Annotated in this window: 14 protein-coding genes and 3 pseudogenes; 9 read left to right on the plus strand and 8 right to left on the minus strand. The window is 73.6% G+C overall.

What is annotated here, in order from left to right:
- The first annotated feature begins 59 nt into the window (after nt 1–59).
- The gene (locus AC3IX6_RS00740; protein ID WP_489368206.1) at nt 60–2,969 is read left to right on the plus strand and encodes a collagenase; all 2,910 of its coding nucleotides are present in this window, start codon (nt 60–62) and stop codon (nt 2,967–2,969) included.
- 72 nt (nt 2,970–3,041) lie between these two features.
- Here the strand turns inward: AC3IX6_RS00740 and AC3IX6_RS00745 are convergent, their stop codons facing one another.
- Nucleotides 3,042–3,740: a hypothetical protein gene (locus tag AC3IX6_RS00745; protein WP_489368207.1), complete on the minus strand. Its 699-nt coding sequence runs from the start codon at nt 3,738–3,740 to the stop codon at nt 3,042–3,044.
- A 33-nt stretch (nt 3,741–3,773) separates the two neighbouring features.
- Nucleotides 3,774–3,935, minus strand: a pseudogene (locus AC3IX6_RS00750) (glycoside hydrolase family 101 beta sandwich domain-containing protein); the annotation flags it as partial.
- Nucleotides 3,936–4,099: 164 nt separating this feature from the next.
- On the opposite strand from AC3IX6_RS00750, the gene AC3IX6_RS00755 reads away from it, so the two are divergent.
- On the plus strand, nt 4,100–4,312 hold the full coding sequence (locus AC3IX6_RS00755) for a hypothetical protein (protein WP_489371731.1): 213 nt from the start codon (nt 4,100–4,102) through the stop codon (nt 4,310–4,312).
- Here the strand turns inward: AC3IX6_RS00755 and AC3IX6_RS00760 are convergent.
- The 3 genes and pseudogenes from AC3IX6_RS00760 to AC3IX6_RS00770 all read right to left on the minus strand — a co-directional run.
- Nucleotides 4,246–4,995 (minus strand): annotated as a pseudogene (locus tag AC3IX6_RS00760) (endo-alpha-N-acetylgalactosaminidase family protein); the annotation flags it as partial. The gene AC3IX6_RS00755 and the pseudogene AC3IX6_RS00760 sit on opposite strands and share 67 nt — an antisense overlap.
- A gap of 67 nt (nt 4,996–5,062) precedes the next feature.
- The gene (locus AC3IX6_RS00765; RefSeq protein ID WP_489368208.1) at nt 5,063–5,836 is read right to left on the minus strand and encodes a hypothetical protein; all 774 of its coding nucleotides are present in this window, start codon (nt 5,834–5,836) and stop codon (nt 5,063–5,065) included.
- A 59-nt stretch (nt 5,837–5,895) separates the two neighbouring features.
- Nucleotides 5,896–6,630: a hypothetical protein gene (locus tag AC3IX6_RS00770; protein ID WP_489368209.1), complete on the minus strand. Its 735-nt coding sequence runs from the start codon at nt 6,628–6,630 to the stop codon at nt 5,896–5,898.
- 580 nt (nt 6,631–7,210) lie between these two features.
- Between AC3IX6_RS00770 and AC3IX6_RS00775 the strand changes: the two genes are divergently transcribed.
- A complete protein-coding gene (locus tag AC3IX6_RS00775; protein ID WP_489368210.1) occupies nt 7,211–8,527 on the plus strand; it encodes an ROK family protein in 1,317 nt (438 codons plus the stop codon).
- Between the two features lie 93 nt (nt 8,528–8,620).
- On the opposite strand, the gene AC3IX6_RS00780 is transcribed toward AC3IX6_RS00775, so the two are convergent.
- Nucleotides 8,621–9,190 carry a hypothetical protein gene (locus AC3IX6_RS00780; RefSeq protein WP_489368211.1) on the minus strand — a complete coding sequence of 190 codons (570 nt, stop codon included), beginning with the start codon at nt 9,188–9,190 and terminating at the stop codon, nt 8,621–8,623.
- Between the two features lie 352 nt (nt 9,191–9,542).
- Between AC3IX6_RS00780 and AC3IX6_RS00785 the strand changes: the two genes are divergently transcribed.
- Nucleotides 9,543–11,285, plus strand: coding sequence for a glycosyltransferase family 2 protein (locus tag AC3IX6_RS00785; protein ID WP_489368212.1), 1,743 nt, complete (start codon nt 9,543–9,545; stop codon nt 11,283–11,285).
- Complete coding sequence (locus AC3IX6_RS00790) at nt 11,282–14,380, plus strand: acyltransferase family protein (RefSeq protein ID WP_489368213.1); 3,099 nt, start codon at nt 11,282–11,284, stop codon at nt 14,378–14,380. The genes AC3IX6_RS00785 and AC3IX6_RS00790 overlap by 4 nt, the downstream gene beginning before the upstream one ends.
- Nucleotides 14,381–14,405: 25 nt before the next feature.
- On the opposite strand, the pseudogene AC3IX6_RS00795 reads toward AC3IX6_RS00790, so the two are convergent.
- A pseudogene (locus tag AC3IX6_RS00795) lies at nt 14,406–14,576 on the minus strand (hypothetical protein); the annotation flags it as partial.
- Between AC3IX6_RS00795 and AC3IX6_RS00800 the strand changes: the two are divergent.
- A complete protein-coding gene (locus AC3IX6_RS00800; protein ID WP_489368214.1) occupies nt 14,575–15,303 on the plus strand; it encodes an SOS response-associated peptidase in 729 nt (242 codons plus the stop codon). The pseudogene AC3IX6_RS00795 and the gene AC3IX6_RS00800 sit on opposite strands and share 2 nt — an antisense overlap.
- A 337-nt stretch (nt 15,304–15,640) precedes the next feature.
- On the plus strand, nt 15,641–17,455 hold the full coding sequence (locus AC3IX6_RS00805) for an IPT/TIG domain-containing protein (RefSeq protein WP_489368215.1): 1,815 nt from the start codon (nt 15,641–15,643) through the stop codon (nt 17,453–17,455).
- A 120-nt stretch (nt 17,456–17,575) separates the two neighbouring features.
- Here the strand turns inward: AC3IX6_RS00805 and AC3IX6_RS00810 are convergent, their stop codons facing one another.
- Complete coding sequence (locus AC3IX6_RS00810; RefSeq protein ID WP_489368216.1) at nt 17,576–18,274, minus strand: TetR/AcrR family transcriptional regulator; 699 nt, start codon at nt 18,272–18,274, stop codon at nt 17,576–17,578.
- A 152-nt stretch (nt 18,275–18,426) separates the two neighbouring features.
- Between AC3IX6_RS00810 and AC3IX6_RS00815 the strand changes: the two genes are divergently transcribed.
- Complete coding sequence (locus AC3IX6_RS00815; protein ID WP_489368217.1) at nt 18,427–19,929, plus strand: APC family permease; 1,503 nt, start codon at nt 18,427–18,429, stop codon at nt 19,927–19,929.
- An 8-nt stretch (nt 19,930–19,937) separates the two neighbouring features.
- Nucleotides 19,938–20,837, plus strand: a complete 900-nt coding sequence (locus tag AC3IX6_RS00820; RefSeq protein WP_489368218.1) for a carbon-nitrogen hydrolase family protein — start codon at nt 19,938–19,940, stop codon at nt 20,835–20,837.
- The last annotated feature ends 11 nt before the right edge of the window (nt 20,838–20,848 follow it).

The following is a 20,848-nucleotide window of genomic DNA, read 5'->3' on the forward strand; positions in this document are numbered from 1 at the left end:
CACCCCTCGTCCGCCGCGTTGCCAGCGCGGCCGCAGACCGGCTCGGAGGCCCACCCCTCATGCGCAGTTCCCCCACCACGAAGGGCCGTGCCCGGCCCCTGATAGCCGCTCTGGCCTGCTGTCTGGGCCTGACGGTGCTCGCCCCCGCCGGCCAGGCCTTCGCGCGGGAACCGAAGCCCGCCACGCCCGCCCCGGCCTTCAAGTCCGGCGTCGCCCCGCAGCCCTCGACCCCGGCCGCAGCAGCCGCCGCGCTCCGGGCCGAGCACGCCGCACGCCCGGACGCGAAACTGTCCGAGCGCGCCCCGCTCCGGGCCACCAAGGAAGCCGCGCGCACCGAACAGCAGGCGGCCAAGGCGAAGTTGGCCCCCGGTGCCGCCGCCGCGGCCGAGGCCCTCGCCGCGGCCTGCAACATCGCGGACTTCACCTCGAAGACCGGGGCCGCGCTGGTCCAGCAGATCAAGGCCTCCGAGATGGACTGCGTGAACTCGCTGTTCCTGCTCAAGGGCAACGACGCGAAGGCCGCCTTCCGCGAGGCGCAGATGGTCTCGGTGGCCGACGCCCTGCGCGCCAACGCCGCCAGCTACCCCGGTGACAACAGCACCAAGACCGGGCAGCTCGTGCTCTTCCTGCGCGCCGGCTACTACGTGCAGTGGTACAACGAGTCCACCGTCGGCACCTACGGGCCGGCCCTGAAGAGCTCGATCCGGGGCGCCCTGGACACGTTCTTCGCCGCTCCGCGCGCCGCCGACGTGACCGACGCCAACGGCCCGACCCTGGGCGAGACGGTCATCCTGATCGACAGCGCCCAGGAGAACGCGCGCTACCTCGGCGTCGCCAAGCGACTGCTGACCGGCTACAACTCCGCGTACAACAGCTCCTCTTCGATGGTCGCGGCGGTCAACAACGCCTACACCGTGCTGTTCCGCGGCCACCAGACCGCCGAATTCCTGCCCGCCGTACAGGCCGATCCCAGCATCCTCACGGTGCTGCGCGATTTCGCCGTCACCCACGACGCGCTCCTGGGCACGGACAGGAGCTACCTGACGGCCAACGCCGGCCGTGAACTGGGCCGCTTCCTCCAGCACTCGGCACTCCAGGCGACCGTGCGGCCGCTCGTCAAGCAGCTGCTGGACCGCACCTCGATCAACGGACGGACCTCCTCCCTCTGGGTGCCGCTCGCCGACATGACAGCCGCCTACGACGCGGCCAACTGCTCCTACTACGGGACCTGCGACCTGCCGGCGCGGGTGCGCGCCGCCGTCCTGACGGTCAACCACACCTGCAGCCCCAGCCTGCGGATCGTCGCGCAGCAGATGACCGCCGCCGAGCTCGCCGCGAGCTGCACCAGCCTGGCCAACCAGGACGCCTTCTTCCACAACGTGGTCAAGGACAGCGGCCCGGTCGCCAACGACAAGAACACCGCGCTCGAGGTGGTGGCCTTCGACTCCAGCGCCGACTACGCGGCCTACGCCGGTGTCATCTTCGGGATCAACACCAACAACGGCGGCATGTACCTGGAGGGTGACCCCGCGGTCACCGGGAACCAGCCCCGCTTCATCGCCTACGAGGCGGAGTGGGTCCGGCCGGAGTTCCAGATCTGGAACCTGAACCACGAGTACACCCACTACCTCGACGGCCGTTTCAACATGTACGGCGACTTCGACGCCGGCATGACCACCCCGACCGTGATGTGGGTCGAGGGCCTGGCCGAGTACATCTCCTACTCGTACCGGGGCGTCAGCTACGACCAGGCCGCCGTCGAGGCGGGCAAGAACACCTACAAGCTCAGCACGCTGTTCGACACCACCTACGACAACTCCGACTCCACCCGCGTCTACCGCTGGGGCTACCTGGCGGTCCGCTACCTGGTCCAGTCGCACCCGCAGGACGTGGCGACGCTCCTCGGCCACTACCGCACCGGCAACTGGGCGGCCGCCCGCACCCTGCTCACCTCCACCATCGGCACCCGCTACGACGCGGACTTCGCCGCCTGGCTGGTCAAGTGCGCGGCCGGAGACTGCGGCGGCGGCACCACCCCGCCGGCCAACCAGGCCCCGGTGGCCGGGTTCACCACCGCCGTGAACGCCCTGGCGGTCACCTTCACCGACACCTCCACCGACGCGGACGGCACCATCGCCTCCCGCGCCTGGAACTTCGGTGACGGCACCACCTCCACCTCCGCCAACCCGGCCAAGACCTACGCCGCGGCGGGTACGTACACCGTCCAGCTCACCGTCACCGACAACAAGGGCGCCACCGCCACCACCAGCAAGGCCGTCACGGTCGGTACCGCCGGGCCCGGCGAATGCACCAGCCCCGACGTGCGGGTGCTGGGTGACAACTGCCGCCGCTCCAACGTCTCCGCCACGACCGGCAACTACGGCTACTTCTACCTGGACGTCCCGGCCGGCACCGGCTCCCTGAAGGTGTCCGTCTCGGGCGGCACCGGCAACGCCGACCTCTACTACAGCCCCACCGGCTGGGCCACCACCAGCAACTACACGGCCCGCTCGGCGCAGAACGGCAACAGCGAGTCGCTGACCATCAACAACCCGGCGGCCGGCCGCGTCTACATCAGCCTGTACGCCGTCCAGGGCTTCGCGGGCGTCACCGTCACGACCCAGTTCGGGACGGCCCAGGTGGAGTGCGCGGACGCCGACATCCGGGTGCTGGGCGCCGACTGCAGCCGATCCAACGTCTCCGCCACCGCCGGGAACTACCGCTACTTCTACGTGAACGTCCCGGCCGGCACCGCCTCCCTCAAGATCTCCGTCTCGGGCGGCACCGGCAACGCCGACCTCTACTACAGCCCCACCTCCTGGGCCACCACGGGCAACTACACCGCCCGCTCGGTCCAGGCCGGCAACACCGAGACCCTCACCATCAACAACCCCGCGGCCGGCTACCTCTACATCAGCCTGCACGCCGCACAGGACTTCGCCGGAGCCACCGTCTCCAGCCGCTTCTGAGCCCTGACAGGCCCTGACACCACGGCGTCCCCCACCCCTCTTCGGAGGGGTGGGGGACGCCGTGGTGTGCCGTCAGGAGTAGGCCTCGACCTCCCACAGGGAGTAGCCGTAGCCGGTGGCCCGCTGGGTCCCGGTCAGTTCGTCCGTTCCCCCGTCGCTCGTGGTGGTGGAGTACGCGTCCCTCCAGGTGGTGCCGTCATCCGACAGCTGGTTGAGCTGGGCGAGGTGCGTGCGCGGGCAGGCCGTACTGCCGCCCGCAGGGCCGACGACGAAGGGGTACCAGCCGGAGTCGACGTTCTCGAAGTCCTCCGCGAAGGTGTGGCCGCCCTGCGGACTGCGGGCCGTGCGCACCACGCGCACGTCGTCGAAGCCGGCGGTTCCCGCCGCTGCGTCGGCGCGCGGGGCCAGGGTGGCGGTGGACTCGCCCGCCGGGACGTCGAACAGCACCCGCATCCGCTGGGTGGCCCTGCGTCCGGTGACGGTGGAGACGTACACGCTCGCCGCGTACGTACCGGGCGTCAGGCCCGTGAGCTGCTGCGACACGGAGGTGGCGCCCTGCCCGACGGTCAGTTGGGACCGGCCCACCGCGTTGCGGGTGACGGACGCGGCCCCGGTGACCGTCCACTTCGACAGGTCACCGGAGGTGAATCCGGGGTCCCGGACCGGGCCGCCCTCGTCGAATCCGGCGTCCGCCTGCGCGGGCGCCGCGGACGGGTGGACGACGTACGGGGTCTTCGCGGTGGCGGTCACCGTGACCTTGCCGCCGGTCACCGGATGGTCCGAGACCAGGACCCGGCCCTGGTCGGTGAGCTTGTACAGCTTGGCCGTGCCGTTCTGGGCCCAGGAGGCGGGCACGTTCCAGGTGGAGGCGCCGCCCGTACCGCTCCAGTGGTAGAGCTTGGACTCGCCGCTCTGGTTCCAGGGCAGCAGGTAGCTGTCGCCGATCAGGACGGGGTGGCCGTCCTTGCTGGTAGCCGAGGCCGTTGCTCTCGCGGGCCAGGGCCTGGGAGGTGTAGCCGTCCCCGTACCAGGTGTCCACGTAGAGGAACTTCAGGTTCCGGGGCGACCGCCTTGAACTCCTGCAGGCGAGCCAGACGCTTGCCGCTGGTGCCGTCCAGCCGGTGGTCGAGGTGGCAGGACTGGTCGAGTCCGGGGTCTCCTGCCAGCCCTGGGGGCTGGTCATGATCGAGCGGAAGGCGATGGCTCCGTCCTGCCGGTCCACCGTGGAGCCGGCGTTGCGGTCGCCGCTCACCACCACCTTGGCGTACGGCAGCGGCTCGGTGCCCGGTGCGCCGGCGGCCCGGTGCAGCCAGTCGCCACTCCACAGACCGGCCCTGCGGTAGCCGGACTTGGCCACCGTCTGCTTCTGGATCCGGCCGCTGTCCGCCGCGTTCTGGCCGGACGGGCTGTCGTGGTACGAGTTCGTGGCGATCGACGCGGCGAGGGAACCGGTGTTGAGGATCGCGTACATGGCGCCCCGCGGGGCGGCGTCCGCGGTCGTGCCGGAGGTGAGCGGGATGAAGGTGTCCCCGGTGCCGCTGGTGTTGGTGTTCATCCGGGTGGTCTAGACGGCGGCTCCGGGCTGGACGCTGCGCACCGAGACCAGGTTGTGCTGCGGGATCGACAGCGAGGTGACGGGTACGGCGCTGTCGGCGATCGAGGTGACGGCGAAGGTGAGGGTGCTGCCGCTGACGGACAGGGTGGCCTTGACCGTGTCTCCGCTGGCGAAGGCCATCGTGTGGTCGACGTGGTCGGCGGCGACGCTGCTGGTCACGGTCGGGGGCTGCGCGGAGCCGTTGAGGTTCACCTGGGTGAGGGGGTCCTCGTTGCCGTGCAGGACGGCGCCGGTGGCCCGGTCGGTGTACTGGACGACGCGGGGGAAGGCGGTGTCGACCTGGACCGCGAGGGCGGGTGAGGCGATGGTGACGGTCCCGGCTGCGGTGGCCGGCGCGATACCGGTCCCCAGCGTGGTGCCGAGGCCCAGGACGGCGGCGCAGAGGAGGGACGCGGCGCGGAGCGGTCTCATGGGACTCCCTGGTGGTGGGTCCGGTACGGGGTCCTTGCGGGTGGTTCCTCGCGGTGGTCGGGGTGCTTCACCAGCGCAGGACGACCCAGCCCCGGTGGGGCAGTTCGGCTTCGGGCCCCAGGGAGTGCCCGTGCCCGGCGGTGTCCGCCGGGCGGGGTTCGGCGAGCGGGGCCAGGATCGTGGCGGCCACGGGACCGTCGGGAGCAGCGGCAGGTCGACCACGGGCCGGGCGGGGTCCTGGCAGCCGTTGGCCACGGTCAGGGTGGTGGCGCCGTCCGCGTACGAGAGGTGCGGGATCAGGTACGGGCCGCCGCCGATCAGGGGCAGGCGGGCGTCCGCCCCCCTCCAGGAAGCGGACCGTGCGGTGCAGCAGCCGCTGCGCGTGGTCGTCGGCCGGAAGCGTGTGGGGCTCGGTCGCGGCGAGTACGGCGACGCGTCCGCCGAGGGGGTTGGTGAAGGCGGTGCGGCCCGCCCCCCAGGCGCGGCCGTCCGGGGTGCGGACCTCGCTCCACCGCTGTGCCCCGGGTGCCTCCCGGAGCCGGGCCCGGGCGGGTTGGGTGTTGACGCTGAGGAGGAGGCCCGCGAGGTCCTCGCCCGCCGCGGCGCACAGGTGCTCGGTGGCGTACGGGCCGGGCCCGCCGGCGGTGGGAGGGGCTTCCCGGCCCACCACCGTGACCTCGGCCAGCCCGATGAGGGGGCCGAAGCCGCGCCGGTGCAGGATCGCCGCGGCGGTCCCGTCGAGCAGCAGGCCTCCGGCCAGCAGGGCCCGTACGGCCGGATCGTCGAAGGCCCAGGCAGACGGGCCGAACAGGGCCTGGACCGGGGCCGGTTCGGCCGTCACGGGTACTCCGTAGCGGAGCAGGAACTCGGCTGCCAGGCCCGGGTCGACGGCCGGCTCGGTCAGGTCCGCGCCGTGCGCCCGTACGTGGGCGGCGGCGTCCTGGGCGAAGGGCAGGCCGACGCCGAGGGTGCGCTGCCCGCGCGGGTGCTGCCGTCGGACGAGGTCCAGCGCGGGCCGGGCGCGGCGCAGCAGTTCGGCGATCCGGGGGGGCGGCCGGGGCTCGCTCCGTGCAGGGGGTGGAGGTTGAGCAGGAGGGCGTCCGCCCCGGAGAGCTGGGCGGCGATCATCTCCGACCAGGTCTGCACATCGGATGTGGACCAGGCGGTGTGCGGCCAGTTCTCGATCTCGGGCTCGCTGTCCACGCACTCCGGCCGCAGCGAGCGCCGCAGTTCCGGCATCCACACCTGCCGGGCGAGCGCGCGGCCGGGTGCGTCCGCGTACGGGGCGAAGTGCGGGCGGTGCACGGCGCGGCCCCCGGGGGCCAGGGCCCCGAAGAGCGCTCCCCAGTCCCGTCCCTCCACGGAGGCGGCGTCCAGGCCCGAGCTCATCAGTCCGGTACGGGAGCGGCCGCCCGAGCGCCGGTGCACCTCGGCGGCCACCTGCGCGGCCACCTCCTGCTGCGCGGTCCGCCAGACCTGCTGCCACAGGGCGCGCAGCGGGTGCGGGGGGGGCGGGGGCGGTGAGTGCGGCGACGAGTTCCGGTCGTGGGACCGGGCGTCCGGCCAGGACGGCCAGGACGGCCAGCCGGTCCAGCATGAGAGGTTCGAAGCCGCCGCCCCAGTCCAGCGGGGCATGGTTGTGGTAGCGGAAGTCGCCCTCCAGCCACAGCACGCGGAAGCCCAGTTCGGCGAAGCGCCCGTAGTGCCCGGTCAGCCAGGCGCGCCAGCGCGGGCAGGCGAAGGAGGCCTGGGCCGCGGAGACCTTCCCGGTCGGGGACACCATCGGTGCGAAGCCGTGGATGTCGGTGCGGCCGCGGTCGGCGTGGCCGGTGGTCACCCAGGGGTTGAGGCTCACGTCCAGGCCGGCGCCGAGGAGCAGCACCACTTCCGCCACGCCCGCGTCGGTGCAGGTCTTGGCCAGTTCGGCCGCCGTGGCCGCGACGGCGTCCGTGCCTTCGTACGGATGGATCTGGAACCGCAGGTGGTAGCGGGCACGCACGCCGTCGCCTCCTCACCGTCGGGTCGCGGCCGAGATCGGCGTCGGGACTCACCGTCGCGACTCGCCGTCGAGCAATTAGTTTGGTTAGGATCGGAATTAATGAGGGTCCCGTCAACCCCGCGTGCCGCATCCGCTCCCGAACGCCGCTCCCTGACGGGGAGGCGGGACCGGTGCCCACGGGTGGCAGACTCTCGGGGACGGCAGTGAGGAGCACCGGTGAGGACTGATCCGCGAAGCATGCAGCGCGGCGGCGACGAGGGCGGGCGGGGCGTTGCCGGCATCGGACCCGGCGCGGTCAACGGCCCGGCGCGGCCCGCCGGGAGGGCCTCCATCCGCCGGGCCAACCTCGGCCTCGTGCTGCGCCTCCTGCGCGACGCCGGACCGCGCTCACGCGCACGGATCGCCGATGACGCGGGGCTGCCGAGGCCCACGGTCACCGGCCTGGTCACCGAGCTCATCGAACTCGGCCTGCTCCGCGAGGGGGACGCCGAGCGCGACGGCTCGGTCGGCCGTCCCGGCCAGAGCGTACGGATCGACGGCCGCGCGCTGTGCGGGATCGGCCTGGAGATCAACGTCGACTACCTGGCCGCCGTCGCCCTGACCCTGGGCGGGGACACCGTCTTCGAGCGACGGGTCGCCATGGACGTCCGCGGCGCCGGGCCCGAGGCCGTTCTGGACTGCGCCGCCGGGCTGGTCCGCGAGACCCTCGCCGTCCTCGACACCGCCGGCATCGCCACGGCCGGGGTCACGGTCGCCGCGCCCGGAGTCGTCGACATCGCCGCGGGCACCGTCGTCTACGCCGCGAACATCGGCTGGCACGACGTCCAGGCGGTCAGCGGGATCCGCGCCCGTCTGGGGCGCGGGGCGCCCCCGCTGCGCCTGGAGAACGACGCGAAACTCGGCGCCGTGGCCGAGTACTCGGAGGCCTCCGCGGCCGGCATCCACGACCTCATCTACGTCACCGGCGAGACGGGCGTGGGCGGCGGCATCATCAGCGGCGGCCGGCTCCACCGCGGGGCCGCCGGGTTCGCCGGGGAGATCGGCCACATGCCGCTCGACCCGGGCGGCGCGCTCTGCGCCTGCGGGCGCCGCGGCTGCTGGGAGACCATGGTCGGGCTCACGGCCCTGCTGCGGCACGCCGCCGCCCCCGAGGATCCCGTCCACGACCCCTCCCTCGATCTGGAGGCCCGGCTGACGGATCTCCAGGGCCGGGCGGCCGCCGGGCACGCCCGCACGCTGGAGGCCCTGGACCGGATCGCCGACGCCCTCGGCCTCGGGCTGGCGCTGCTGGCCGACGTCCTGAACCCGCGCGCGGTGGTGCTCGGCGGCTACTTCACCTATTTCGGCGACCGGCTGGCCCCGCGGGTGGAGCGGCTGATGGCCGAGCGGGTGATGGCTCCGGACACGGGCGGCTGCCGCCTGCTGCTGTCCACCCTCGGCTTCACCGCTCCGGCCCGCGGCGGCGCACTGCTCGCCCTCGACCCGGTGTACGAGGACCCGGCCCGGACGGTGGCCACGGCGACGGGGGCCTGAGCCCCTCACGCCCCGGCCGCGCGACGGGCGGCGCCTCAGGGCCCGCCCCGTCACGGGCGGCGCCTCCGCACCACCCGCGTCACGGGCGGCGCCTCACGCCCCTGCGGTCCAGAAGGGCCGGGCCAGGAGGGCCGCGGCGCGTACCGCGGCCCCGTCCAGGACCAGGGCGGCGTCCCGCAGCCCGCGCTCCGGCCACGCGCACGAGACCGTGAGCGGTCCCGGGGGCGGCAGCGGCCACGTCCACAGCGTCAGCCGTACGTCCTCGCCGTCCTGCGGACCGCCCCAGGTGGCCTCGTACCCGCTGGCGAGCATCACCGGTCCGCGCCCGTCCCGCAGTCCGGCCTCATCGTCCTGCGCCACCTCCCTGCCGTCACCGAACCGGAGACGGAACGCCGGTTGCCCGAACCCGGCGAAGCCGAAGGGGTCGGGCACCGACTCGACGGGAGGCGGGACCGCGACGGAGGGAGAGGCCGCGCCACGCGCGTGGGCTTCCACCTCGATCTCGAGTCCCGCCGGGTAGGCCAGGACCTGCCGGGCGACCACCACGAGTCCGTCGGCCCGGCCGATCACCACCGGTCCCGCGACGTGTCCGCCGATCATCCGCGGTGGCGCCTGCCACTCGGGCGGATCGCCGGCACTTCCCCTGTCCGGATCCTCAAGCACGGTCAGAGCGTAGCCGGTTGGGGCGGCGCGGGTGCGGTCGAAGCCCAGAAGTCCCACCGCGGGACCCGCGTCAGGACCAGCGGTCGACGGACGCGTTCGGGGGCGCCGGGTGGCCGGGTGGCCGGCCGCACAAGTCTTCGGTGTCTGTTCACTCCCCCGTGACCTGCATCTTCCCGGCGGGAGGCGGCACGCCGGGTCGAATGGGCGGAGCAAAGGTCTGGACCACTTGAGATGCGCCAATCCCGTGGCTGATTGCACCTGTTGGCCGTGCGGAAACAAATGGTCTATACCTCTGACGCTATGGTGGCCGTGGCCATCTGAAACGGGCGCATAAACAGCCGTGGGGGGCTTTATGAGCTTTCATCATCTTCCGCAACCTCCTTCCGACGAGGAGCTCTACTGGTACTTCGGCCCGCAACGACGCTGGGTCCTGATCAGTACGAGCCTCGCCTTCGTCTTCACCGCGGCGACCATGTTCACCTTCGCGCTGCGCACTCCGGCCCTGTGGGCCTTCCTCGCCGTCCTCGGGCTCAACCTCGTCGCCCTCGTCCTCTCCTCGGTGAACAGCCTGCGCCAGCGCAGGCTGACCCGGCCTTCGCACGAGGTGCTCGTCCGCGCCTGGCAGCCCGCCCGACTGCCCGGCGTGGACCTCTACTTGCCGACCTGCGGCGAGCCGCTCCCCGTCCTGGACAACGCCTACCGCGCGGTGTCGGGCGTCGACTGGCCCGGTGCGCTGACCACTTGGGTGCTGGACGACGCGGACCGTCCCGAAGTCGCCGCGCTGGCGGCCTCGTACGGGTACGAGTACGTCGTACGGCCCGATCGGGGGCACCTGAAGAAGGCCGGGAACCTCAATCACGCGCTGACCCTGAGCAGCGCCGAGTTCATCGCCATCCTCGACGCCGACTTCGCACCCCGGCCGGACTTCCTGCGTCATCTCGTGCCCTATCTGGCCGACCCGGCCGTCGGGATCGTGCAGAGCCCCCAGTGCTTCGACACCGACGGGACCATGGGCTGGATTCAGCGCGCCGCGGGCTCCGCACAGGAGTGGTTCTTCCGCTGGATCCAGCCGTCCCGGGACGCGAGCGACGCCGCCATCTGCTGCGGCAGCAACGCCGTCTACCGGCGCGCCGCCATCGACCTGGCCGGCGGCTTCGCCCGCCTCGACCACAGCGAGGACCTGTACACGGGCCTCGCCCTGCACGCGCAGGGGTTCCGCACCCTGTACGTACCGGTGCTGGTCGCCAAGGGCACCTCGCCCGACGAGGTCACCTCCTTCGTCAACCAGCAGTACCGGTGGGCGATGGGCAACCTCCACCTGCTGACCTCGCCCGTCCTGCGGAGGATGGGCGCGCCCTGGCGGATGCGGCTGTGCTTCTACGAGGGCGTCGTCGGCTACCTGGCCGCCGCCGTGAACACCTTCGCGGCGCCGCTGCCGCCCCTGGTGATGATGTTCTGGTACCCGGACGACATCCGGCCCTGGCACGTCCTGCCGCTGCTCGCCCCGCTGTGGCTCTGGCACGTGCTGCTCCCGCGGATCAGCAGGACCCGCTGGCGGGTGGAGGTGATCCGGGCGAACGTCCTGACGAGCGTCGCCGCCGCCACCGCCTTCCTGCACACGCTGCGCGGCCGCAGCGCCGACTGGGTGCCCACCGGCACCCGGGGCCCCGCCCGTTCCGGCGGCATGGCCCGCCGGGTGGTGGGCGTCTCCCTGGTCTGGCTGGTCCTCTCCAACGGCGCGGCCGCGGCGGGACTGGCACTGGCCGTGGCCCGCAACGGCTGGGAGCCCAACTGGGGTCTGCTCCTCTACTTCCTCGTGCAGTGCCAGATCAACGGCCCGCTGGTCCGGGACCTGATCTCCGAGCTGCGGCCCGCGGCGGCCTCCGGGAAGAGGTCCCGGGGCGCCTCGGCCGGGGCCGGACCGGCTCCGGCCGGCGGCCGACCGCGCAGTCTCGTACGGCCCTTCGCCCTCCGCTCCCACGCCGGCGTGCTGCCGCGCCGCTGGCCCGAGACCCTCGCCGCCTCGGCGGTGCTCCTGCTCACCGGCCTGGTGGCATCCGGGTGGGTCAACCCGATGCTTCCCTGGCTGAGTTGAAAGGCTCCACGACCACCATGCACTCCCCCGTCCCCTCCTCCTCGCCGTCCTCCCCCGCACCGCCCTCGCCGTCCTCCCCGACCCACGCCGCGCGGCGCGACCGCCCGCGCGACGCCGCCCCGCCGCCCGGTCCCCCCGGTTCCCCGGGGCGCTCCGGCGGCGAGTCCGGGCCCAGCCCGCACCGGTCCGCGTTCCGGCCCGACATCGAGGGGCTGCGCGCCGTCGCCGTCCTCGCGGTCCTCGCCTTCCACGCCGGGGTTCCGGGGCTCGCGGGCGGTTTCGTCGGCGTGGACGTCTTCTTCGTCGTCTCCGGCTACCTCATCACCGGTCTGCTCGTCCGCGAGGCCGTCACCACCGGCCGGATCCGGCTCCTGGACTTCTTCTCCCGGCGGGCCCGCCGGCTCCTGCCGTCCGCCGCCGTCGTCCTCGGCGCGGTGGCCCTGGCCGGGGCCTGGCTGACCGTACCGCTGCGCCGCGCCGACCTGGAGCAGGACGTGGTCGCGGCGGCGCTCTCCGCCGCCAACTGGCGGTTCGTCGCCCAGCGGACCGACTACCTCGCCGCCGGGCACGAGCAGAGCCCGCTCCTGCACTTCTGGTCCCTCGCCGTCGAGGAGCAGTTCTACCTCCTCTGGGCGCCCCTGCTCGCCCTGATCGTGCTCGGCGCGGCCCGGGCCGTGCGTCGCGGCCGTGCGGTGCGGGCCGCCGTGGCCCTGGCCGCCGTACCGCTGGTGCTCGCCTCGTTCGCGCTGTCCCTGCACTGGACGGACCACTCCGCCGCCCTCGCGTACCTCGCCACGCCCTCGCGGGTCTGGCAGTTCGGCGTCGGCGCGCTGGTGGCCCTGCTGCCCTGGCACCTCATGCGCGGCCCGCGCCCGCTGCGGTTGCTGTGCGGCTGGGCCGGATTCGCGGCGATCGTCTGGAGCGCCCTCGCGTACGACGCGGCCACGCCCTACCCCGGCTACGCGGCCCTGGTACCGACCCTGGGAGCGGCCGCCGTCATCCTCGCCGCGATCCCCGGCCGGGGCGAGCGCAGCGCGCCGGGCAGCTACGGGATCGGCCGGCTGCTCGCCGGGCGGGCTCCCCGGGCGGTGGGGAGGCTCTCCTACACCCTGTACCTGTGGCACTGGCCGGTGCTCGTCCTCGCCGAGGCCCGCTTCGGCCCCCAGGACTGGCCGGTGAAGGCAGCGCTCACCCTGGCCGCCGCACTGCCCGCCTACGCCACCATGCGCTGGGTGGAGCAGCCGCTGCGCCGCAGCCGCACGGTCTCCGAATTCCCGCGCCGCGGGCTGTCGGTGGGCATCACGGCCGTGGTCCTGCCGGTGGTGCTCGCCCTGGTGGTGGGCACCACGACGCTGAACCTGCTGGGTCCGGCAACGCCGGTCCGGCTGGCCGGACTGCCCCCCGGCGCCGACTCCGGGCCGCACCTGCTCGCCCGTACGGGCTCCGCGCCGCTGGAGGCGGGCCCGGTCGTGCCCGGCCCCGCGCAGGCGCGCAAGGACTTCCCGCCGGACGGGGCCTGCGAGGTGGCCCCGGCCGTGACCCGCAGCCCGGACTGCCTGTTCGGCGCGGTGGACAGCCCGGACCGGATCGTGCTGCTCGGCGATTCACACGCGGGCCAGTGGTTCTCCGCGATGCTGGCCATGGCCTCGCAACGGGGCTGGGCCCTCCAGGAGTTGGTGAAGCAGGGCTGCCCCCTGGCGCAGCTCGAGGTGGACAGTCCCCAGCTCGGCCGCGCCTACCGGGAGTGCGACACGTGGCGCGCCGACACCCTGGAGCGGCTGCGGCAGCAGCCGAAGCCCCGGCTCATCGTGATCTCCTCGCTCAACCGCTACACCGCCGATTCCGGACTCCTCGCCGAGGCCTGGGAGAAGACCCTCGAACCCTTGCGGGCGATCGGTGCGCCGATCGTCTACATCGAGGACACCCCCGTACCGGGCACGGACGTTCCCGCGTGCGTCTCCGGCAGCCCCGAGGAGCCCGCGGCCTGCGCGTTCAGCCGTACGAACGCCCATCAGCCCGATCCACTGGCCCGGCGGATCGCCGCCGGCGCCCTGCCCGGCGTACGCGCCGTGAGCGTGAACCCGGTCCTGTGCCCGGGCGACGGGCCGACCTGCCCGGCCGTACTGGACCGCATCCTGCTGTACCGGGACGACGCCCACCTGACCAACGTGGCGGTCGTCGTCCTGACCCGCCGGCTGGAACGGCTGCTCACGGATTCCGGAGCACTGCCGGCCGTGGGCCGGGCCGGGGCCACCTCAGGGGAGGCGGGGCCCGCGGGCTGGACCGAGGTGTTCCGGGAGGAGTTCGAGGGTCCCGCGGGCAGCCCTCCCTCCTCTGCGAACTGGCTGCACGACACCGGGACTTGCTATCCGGGCTGCCCCGCTCCCCAGTGGGGCACGGGTGAGATCGAGACGATGACCGACTCGACCGACAACGTCCGTCTCGACGGCAAGGGCGCGCTGGAGATCGTCCCCACCCGCGTGGACGGCGCGTGGAGCTCGGGCCGCATCGAGACCCGGCGCTCCGACTTCGCGGCCCCGGCCGGCGGGATCCTGCGGATCGAGGCGGCGATCGCCCTGCCCGAGGTGACCGGCGCCAAGGCGGCCGGCTACTGGCCGGCGTTCTGGACCCTCGGGGCGCCGCTGCGCGACGGGTACACGGGCTGGCCGGGCATCGGGGAGCTCGACATCATGGAATCGGTCAACGGCCGGGACAGCGTCTTCGCGACCATGCACTGCGGGACCCTTCAAGGCGGCCCGTGCCGGGAGCCGGCGGGCCTGAGCTCGGGCCCGCAGCCGTGCGGGGACTGCCGTACGGGGTTCCACACGTACGCCGTCGAGGTCGACCTCTCCCCCGGCGCCGAGGAGGTGCGCTGGTACCGGGACGGCCGCGTGCACCACCGGGTGGCCGCCTCCCTGATGGACCCGGACACCTGGAAGCGGGCGGTGGACCACGGCCTGTTCCTGATCCTCAACGTGGCCATCGGCGGCGGCCTCCCCCAGGCCGACGGCGCGACCCCGGGCCCGGCCACCGAACCGGGCCACCCGATGCGGGTCGACCGGGTAACCGTCTCCACCCGGCCCCGGGCCGCCTGAGCCCGCCGTAGAGGCCGAGATTGGCCGACACGTCGGGAAACCACCGGACCGGAACCCTGAATTTTCGCCCGGGTTCGATCCAAAGGTCTACGGCCAGGAGCGGGCAGACCGGATCCGACATCGGCCGTGGGCACGCCGCCCCGGATCGGCGAGCTCTGCCCCGCCCCGCCCCCGAAGGGTGGGACAGTGGAGGCATGTGTGGTCGATACGCCTCCTCCCGCGCACCGCAGGACCTCGCGGGCCTCTTCGAAGCCCGGCTCGATCCGGGCCGGGCTCTGGAGCCCTCGTGGAACGTCGCGCCCACCGACGAGGTGTGGGCGGTTCTGGAGCGCGCCGACCGGGACACCGGGGAGCTCGGGCGGCAGCTGCGTCCGGTGCGGTGGGGGCTGGTGCCGTCCTGGGCCAAGGACCCTGCCGTGGGATCACGGATGATCAACGCGCGGGTGGAGACCGTCCACGAGAAGCCCGCCTATCGGCGGGCCCTGGCCAAACGGCGGTGCCTGCTGCCCGCCGACGGCTTCTTCGAGTGGGTGGCCGTACCCGCCACCGGTACGGCCAAGGCCTATAAGCAGCCCTACTTCATCCGGCCCGAGACCGGCTCGGTCATGGCCATGGCCGGGCTCTACGAGTTCTGGCGCGACCCGGCCGTCGCCGACCGGGACGATCCGGACGCCTGGCTCACCACGGCCACGATCATCACCACCGAGGCCACGGACGCGGCCGGCCGCATCCATCCCCGCATGCCGCTGGCCCTCGACCCCGGCGACTACGAGGCCTGGCTCGATCCCTCCCACGAGGACACGACGGATCTCCGCGCCCTGCTCCACACCCCGGCCGGCGGCCGGCTCGCGGTGACGCCGGTCTCCACCGCCGTCAACAGCGTCCGCAACAACGGCCCGCAGCTCGTCGACCCCGCCGGCTGACGGCTGACGGCAGCGCACCACGACACCCCCGCAACCTCCCATCTTCTCGGAAATTCGTACGAGTACGGTCGCCGATTTCGGGGTTTCCAACGGTTTGGCGGGACGATCCGGCATTTGGTGCCCGCCGCGCCCCGGCCGCTGCGATGCTTCCGCCGGTATCCCTGGGCCGTGGTCCTTCCCACAGGCCCTGGAGTACCGGCGAACGGGCGGCACCGCCGGAGGAAGCTGCGCTCCGGTCCGTCGAACGGGAGCGTCCGGCCGCGGCTTCCCGGGAGTATGCGACTCCGGCCGCTGCCGGGCGGAGGCGAGAGGGGGAGACGCGATGTCTTCGACTGCTGTGTTACATGGTCCGAGCGCCCGGTGGCGGCGCCGGCTGCTGGCGGTGGCCGCGTCCTCGGCACTGGCCGCGGGCGGCCTGACGGTTCTGGCGCCCCCGGCATCGGCGGAGGGGGTCTGCGCCGCCCCGGTCCTGGTGGGGGCCACGACCACGATCACCTGCTCGGCGGGTGGCACCGGAAGCGTCACGGCGCCCGACGGCGTCACCAGCGGCGTGGTGACCCTGGACGGCGCGGGGGGCGGGAACGCCGCCGACGGCACCGCCGGGGGCAAGGGCGCACACCTCGTCGCGACCCTCCCGGCCACGCCCGGACAGACCTTCAACGTGACCGTCGGCCGGCGCGGTGCCAACGGCACGGCGAGCGTGCAGTTCGGCGTGCCGGGATCCGGCGGCGCCCTGGTCGCGGTGACCACCGCCGCCAACGCGCCGCTGCTGACGGCCGGTTCGGGCGGCGGGGCGGGCGGAGCGGGCATCGGCTCCCCCGCCTACCGGGGAGCGGCCGGTGGTGACAGCGGCCGGGCGGGCGCCGACGGCAACGGCCTGGTCCCCGACGCGCAGGGCGGTACGGGTGGCGGCGCGGGCACCGACACGGCCGGCGGGGCCGCGGGGACCGGGGGGCCCGGCGCGGACAACGAGGGCCCGAACGGCTCCCCGGGCGCCTTCCCCAACGGCGCCGGCGGCTCCGCCGCCCAGGGCGTGTTCAGCCCGACGGGCGCCGGCGGCCGCGGCGGAGCCGGTTACGGCGGCGGCGGCCGGGGCGGCGCCGGTGGCAGATACGGCACCACCGGTGGTGGCGGAGGAGGTGGTGGCGGAGGGTCCAGCCTGGTCTCCGGGACGGTTCCCGGCTCGTCCGTCACCCTGACCGAGGGGGCCAACGCCGGTGACGGGCGGATCGTGTTCGCCTTCACCCTCCCGCCGACGGTCACGGCCGTCGGACCGGCCGCCGGACCCACGGCCGGCGGTACGGCCGTGACGGTCACCGGCACCAACCTGACGGGCGCCGCCCTCACCTTCGGCGCGGACAACCCCGCCACCAACGTCTCGTGCACGGCGAGCTCGTGCACCGCCACCGCTCCGGCCGGGACCGGCACCGTGGACGTCCGGGCCACCACACCCGGCGGTGCCAGCGCGGTGACGCCCGCCGGCCGCTACACCTACGTCCCGGTTCCCGTGGTGACCTCGCTCAGCCCCTCCACCGGCACGACGGACGGCGGTACGGTCGTCACCGTCGGCGGCACCGGCCTGGACGGCGCCACTGCGATCGCCTTCGGTCCCGGCAACCCGGGCACCGGTCTCTCCTGCACCCCCACGGCCTGCACCGCGACCGCGCCCGCCCACGCCGCGGGCCCCGTGGACGTCCAGGTCACCACGCCCGGCGGCACCAGCGCCGTGAGCGCCGCGGGCCGGTACACGTACCAGCTCCCGCCCGCCGACATCGACGTGGACCTGACCGCACAGCCGGGCTTCAGCCTGCTGGTCCCCTACCTCACCTACACCCTGACCGCCCGGAACACCGGTCCCGGTACGGTCACTTCGGCGACGCTCACCGCGAGCCTGCCGGCGGGCGCGTCCGCCAACACCCTGTCCCCCGGATGCACGGCCGCCGGGTCCACGGTGACCTGCGCCTACGGGCCCCTCGCCAACGGCGCCTCCGCCACCAAGACCTTCCGGGTACCGCTGGGCCTGCTCTCGCTGGGGCGCGTCTCGGTCTCCGCCACCCGTACGGCGTCCGCGCCGACCGATCCCAATCCGCTCAACGACAGCGCCACCGCCAGCTGCACGGTCGTCTCCGTCCTCCTGGCCACCTGCCCCTGACCCCGCACCGGTGTCGCCGCCCACGGGACGCCGCGCACGCATGACGGCCGCCGGCCCGCCTCGTGACGAGGCGGGCCGGCGGTGCGCGTCCGGGCGTGTCCGGGTGGGTCCGGGCCGCGGTCAGGAGGGGTCGGACCGCTCCTGTCCGGCCTGCTCCCGGCCGCCCGGCTCCTGGTCGGCCGGCCCCTGGTCGCCCGGCTCCTGGTCGCCCGGCTCGGTGCCGGTCAGCTCATGGCCCGTGACGGCCCGCGCGTAGGAGCGCAGGGCGGCGATCACCTCGGTGCGCGTACGCCGGCCCGCGAGCACCTCCATCTGGTAACCGTCCTCCATGGCCACGAAGTTCGCGGCGAGCAGCCGGGGCGGATCCTGGAGCACGAAGTGCCCCTGGGCCTGGCCGAGGACCAGGATGCCGGAGTACACCGCGATCTGGCGCTCCGTCAGAGCACTGTCGAGAGCCGCCGCCCGGGCGTCGCGCAGGCAGCGCGGCCAGTACTCGAAGAGCAGCCGGGTCAGCGCGTCGTCGGGGCCGCCGGCGACACCGTGGTCGATGCAGGCCCGCAGTTTGCCGCGGGCGTCGTCGAAGCGGTCCGCGGCCTCCTCGCGCTCCTGGCTGTAGCGCTCGATGGCCTGCTGGTACGTGGCGTGGACGAGGGCGTCCAGATCGCCGTAGTAGAGCACCGCGGCGGGGGTGACCCCGGCCTGGTCGGCTACGTCGCGCAGCCGCAGGCCCTCCAGTCCGCGCACCAGCACGGCGCGCTCCACCGCCTTGCCCAGCTCGGCCCGGCGGCTCTCCTTGCCGGACCCCTTCCTGGCTGCCACGCCATGCCCTCCAGACGTTGATCATCTAAATCTCTGTTTAACAATATCGCTCACACCATTGACGGTCCAGGAGGCCAGGTCTTAAATCTGCGTTTAACGCAGCGTCTCGTCTCACGCTCTGCGCACCACACCTGCGGCCTCCAGGAGGCATCATGACCAACCCGACCGACACCGGGGCCAGAACCGGGCCGGCGCCCGCGCCCGCCGGCAAGGGGCTGCGCGGCGGCTCCGTGGGCCTGCTCGCCTCCGTCACCCTCGGGCTCTCGTCCGTGGCACCGGCCTACAGCATCGCCGTCACCCTCGGCTTCGTGACGCTGACCGTCGGCGAGCTGGCCCCGGCCGCCCTGCTGCTCGGCTTCGTACCGGTCCTCCTCACCGCCTTCGCCTTCCGCGAGCTCAACCGGGAGATGCCCGACTGCGGGACCACCTTCGTGTGGACCACCCGCACCTTCGGGCCGCGGACCGGCTGGCTGACCGGGGGCTGGGTGCCCCTGTGCGCCACGCTCATCGCGATGACGGCCCTCTCCCAGGTCGGCGCGGACTACCTGCTGCACTTCCTCGGCCTGCACGCCCTCGCCGACAGTTCCGCCGCCGTGACGGTCACCGCCGTCCTGCTGCTGGCCGCCGTCACCGCGATCGCCTACCGGGGCCTGCAGCTCGCGGCCTCCGTCCAGTACGTGCTGCTGGGCCTGCAACTCCTCGCCCTGCTCGGCTTCGGCGTGACCGCCTTCGGCCGCACGGGCGCCGCCGCTCCCTCGCTCGCCTGGCTGAACCCCTTCGCCTTCGCCGACCTCGGATCCCTCACCGAGGCGGTCCTGCTCTGCCTGTTCATCTACTGGGGCTGGGACGCCCTGATCACCGCGAACGAGGAGACCCGCGACGGCGAGCGCGTCTCCGGTCAGGCCGCCGTCCTCTCCACCGTGGTGCTGCTGGGGACCTACCTGTTCACCGCCTTCGCGGCGATCTCCTTCGCCGGCACCGGAACCGACGGCATCGGCCTGGGCAACCCCGAGAACGCCGCGGACGTGCTGAGCACCCTCGCCCCGCCGGTACTCGGCACGGCCCTCGCCAAGGCCATGCAGCTGGCCGTCTGCGTCTCGGCCGTCTCCGCGCTGCTCACCTGTCTCGTCGGCAGCTCGCGCAGCACCCTGTCCATGTCCTCCCACGGAGCCCTGCCGCCGGCCCTGGCCCGCATCCACCCGCGCCACCGCACCCCCTCCTTCGGAACCCTCCTCGTCGGCACGGCGGCGGCCTGCCTGCTCGTCCTGTTCACGCTCGTCTCCGGCGACTTCCTCGGCGACGCCATCCTCTGCATCGGGCTGCTCATCGCCTGCTACTACGGCACCACGGCCCTGACCTGCGTCTGGTACTTCCGCAAGCGGCTCCGCGACTCCCCCCGCGACCTCCTGCTGCGCGGAGTCCTGCCCCTACTGGGCGGCCTGCTGATGCTGGCGGCCTTCGCCCGCAGCGCCTACGACATGTACGACCCCGCTTACGGCAGCACCTCCTTCCACGGCGTCGGCGGGGTCTTCCTGCTCGGCGCCGGAACCATCGCCGCGGGCGCCCTGGCCCTGCTGATCGCCCGCGCCCGTTTCCGCCGCTTCTTCCGCGAAGGCCGTACGTCGGTCGTCGCGCTCACCATCACCGAGGACTGACCACACCCATGCGCACTCTCGCCATCGCCGCCCTCCAGACCACGCCCGTGGCCCACGACCTCGAAGCGAGCTGGCAGCGTTTCAGCGACCAGGTCCGCGCCACGCACGCGCTCTTCCCCCACGTCCAGCTCGTCGTCGCCCCCGAACTCCTGCTCGCCGCCGAGGGCCCGCTGCTGCGCCCCGCGCCCGACGACTGGATGGAGCGGGCGGCCGTCACGATCCCCGGACCGCTCACCGACCGGATCTGCGCCCTCGCCCGGGAGACCGAGCTGTGGCTGGTCCCGGGGAGCCTCTACGAGCGCGCGGACGACGGCCACGTCTACAACACGGCCATCGCCGTCTCGCCCGAGGGCGAGATCGTCGCCCGCTACCGCAAGGTCTTCCCCTGGCAGCCGTACGAAAAGGCCCGGCCCGGCCACGAGTTCACCGTGTTCGACCTCCCCGGCATCGGGCGGGCGGGCCTGGCCATCTGCTACGACGGCTCCTTCCCCGAGACGGTCCGCCAACTCGCCTGGCTGGGAGCGGAGATCGTCATCCAGCCCACCCTGACACCCACCCGGGACCGGGAGATGGAACTGGTCTGCGCCCGCGCCAACGCCTGGACCAACCAGGTCTACGTGGTCAACGTCAACGCCGCGGACCCCGCGGGGGTCGGCGCCAGCGCGATCGTCGACCCCGAGGGCACCGTCCGCCAGCAGGCCGGCCCCGGCGAGGAGGTGCTCGTCGACGTACTGGACCTCGACACCGTCACCCGGGTGCGCCGCTACGGCTCCACCGGGATCAACCGGCCCTGGAACCAGCTCGCCCGGTACGGGGAATCGATCGCCCTCCCGATGTACGGAGGCGCGGCCTTCCGTACCCCGCACTGGCTGGAGGAGGAGAAGGAGGAGGAGGACCCGGTCGCGTAGCCCGCTCATCG

The organism is Streptomyces sp. GL_141 (assembly GCF_057834385.1).

Bases quoted from the DNA above. Each gene is read 5' to 3' on its own strand.
- AC3IX6_RS00785 (WP_489368212.1), top strand. From the start codon at position 9,543: ATGAGCTTTCATCATCTTCCGCAACCTCCTTCCGACGAGGAGCTCTAC.
- AC3IX6_RS00770 (WP_489368209.1), bottom strand. From the start codon at position 6,630: ATGCCCCGCTGGACTGGGGCGGCGGCTTCGAACCTCTCATGCTGGACC.
- AC3IX6_RS00815 (WP_489368217.1), top strand. From the start codon at position 18,427: ATGACCAACCCGACCGACACCGGGGCCAGAACCGGGCCGGCGCCCGCG.
- AC3IX6_RS00800 (WP_489368214.1), top strand. From the start codon at position 14,575: ATGTGTGGTCGATACGCCTCCTCCCGCGCACCGCAGGACCTCGCGGGC.
- AC3IX6_RS00820 (WP_489368218.1), top strand. From the start codon at position 19,938: ATGCGCACTCTCGCCATCGCCGCCCTCCAGACCACGCCCGTGGCCCAC.
- AC3IX6_RS00740 (WP_489368206.1), top strand. From the start codon at position 60: ATGCGCAGTTCCCCCACCACGAAGGGCCGTGCCCGGCCCCTGATAGCC.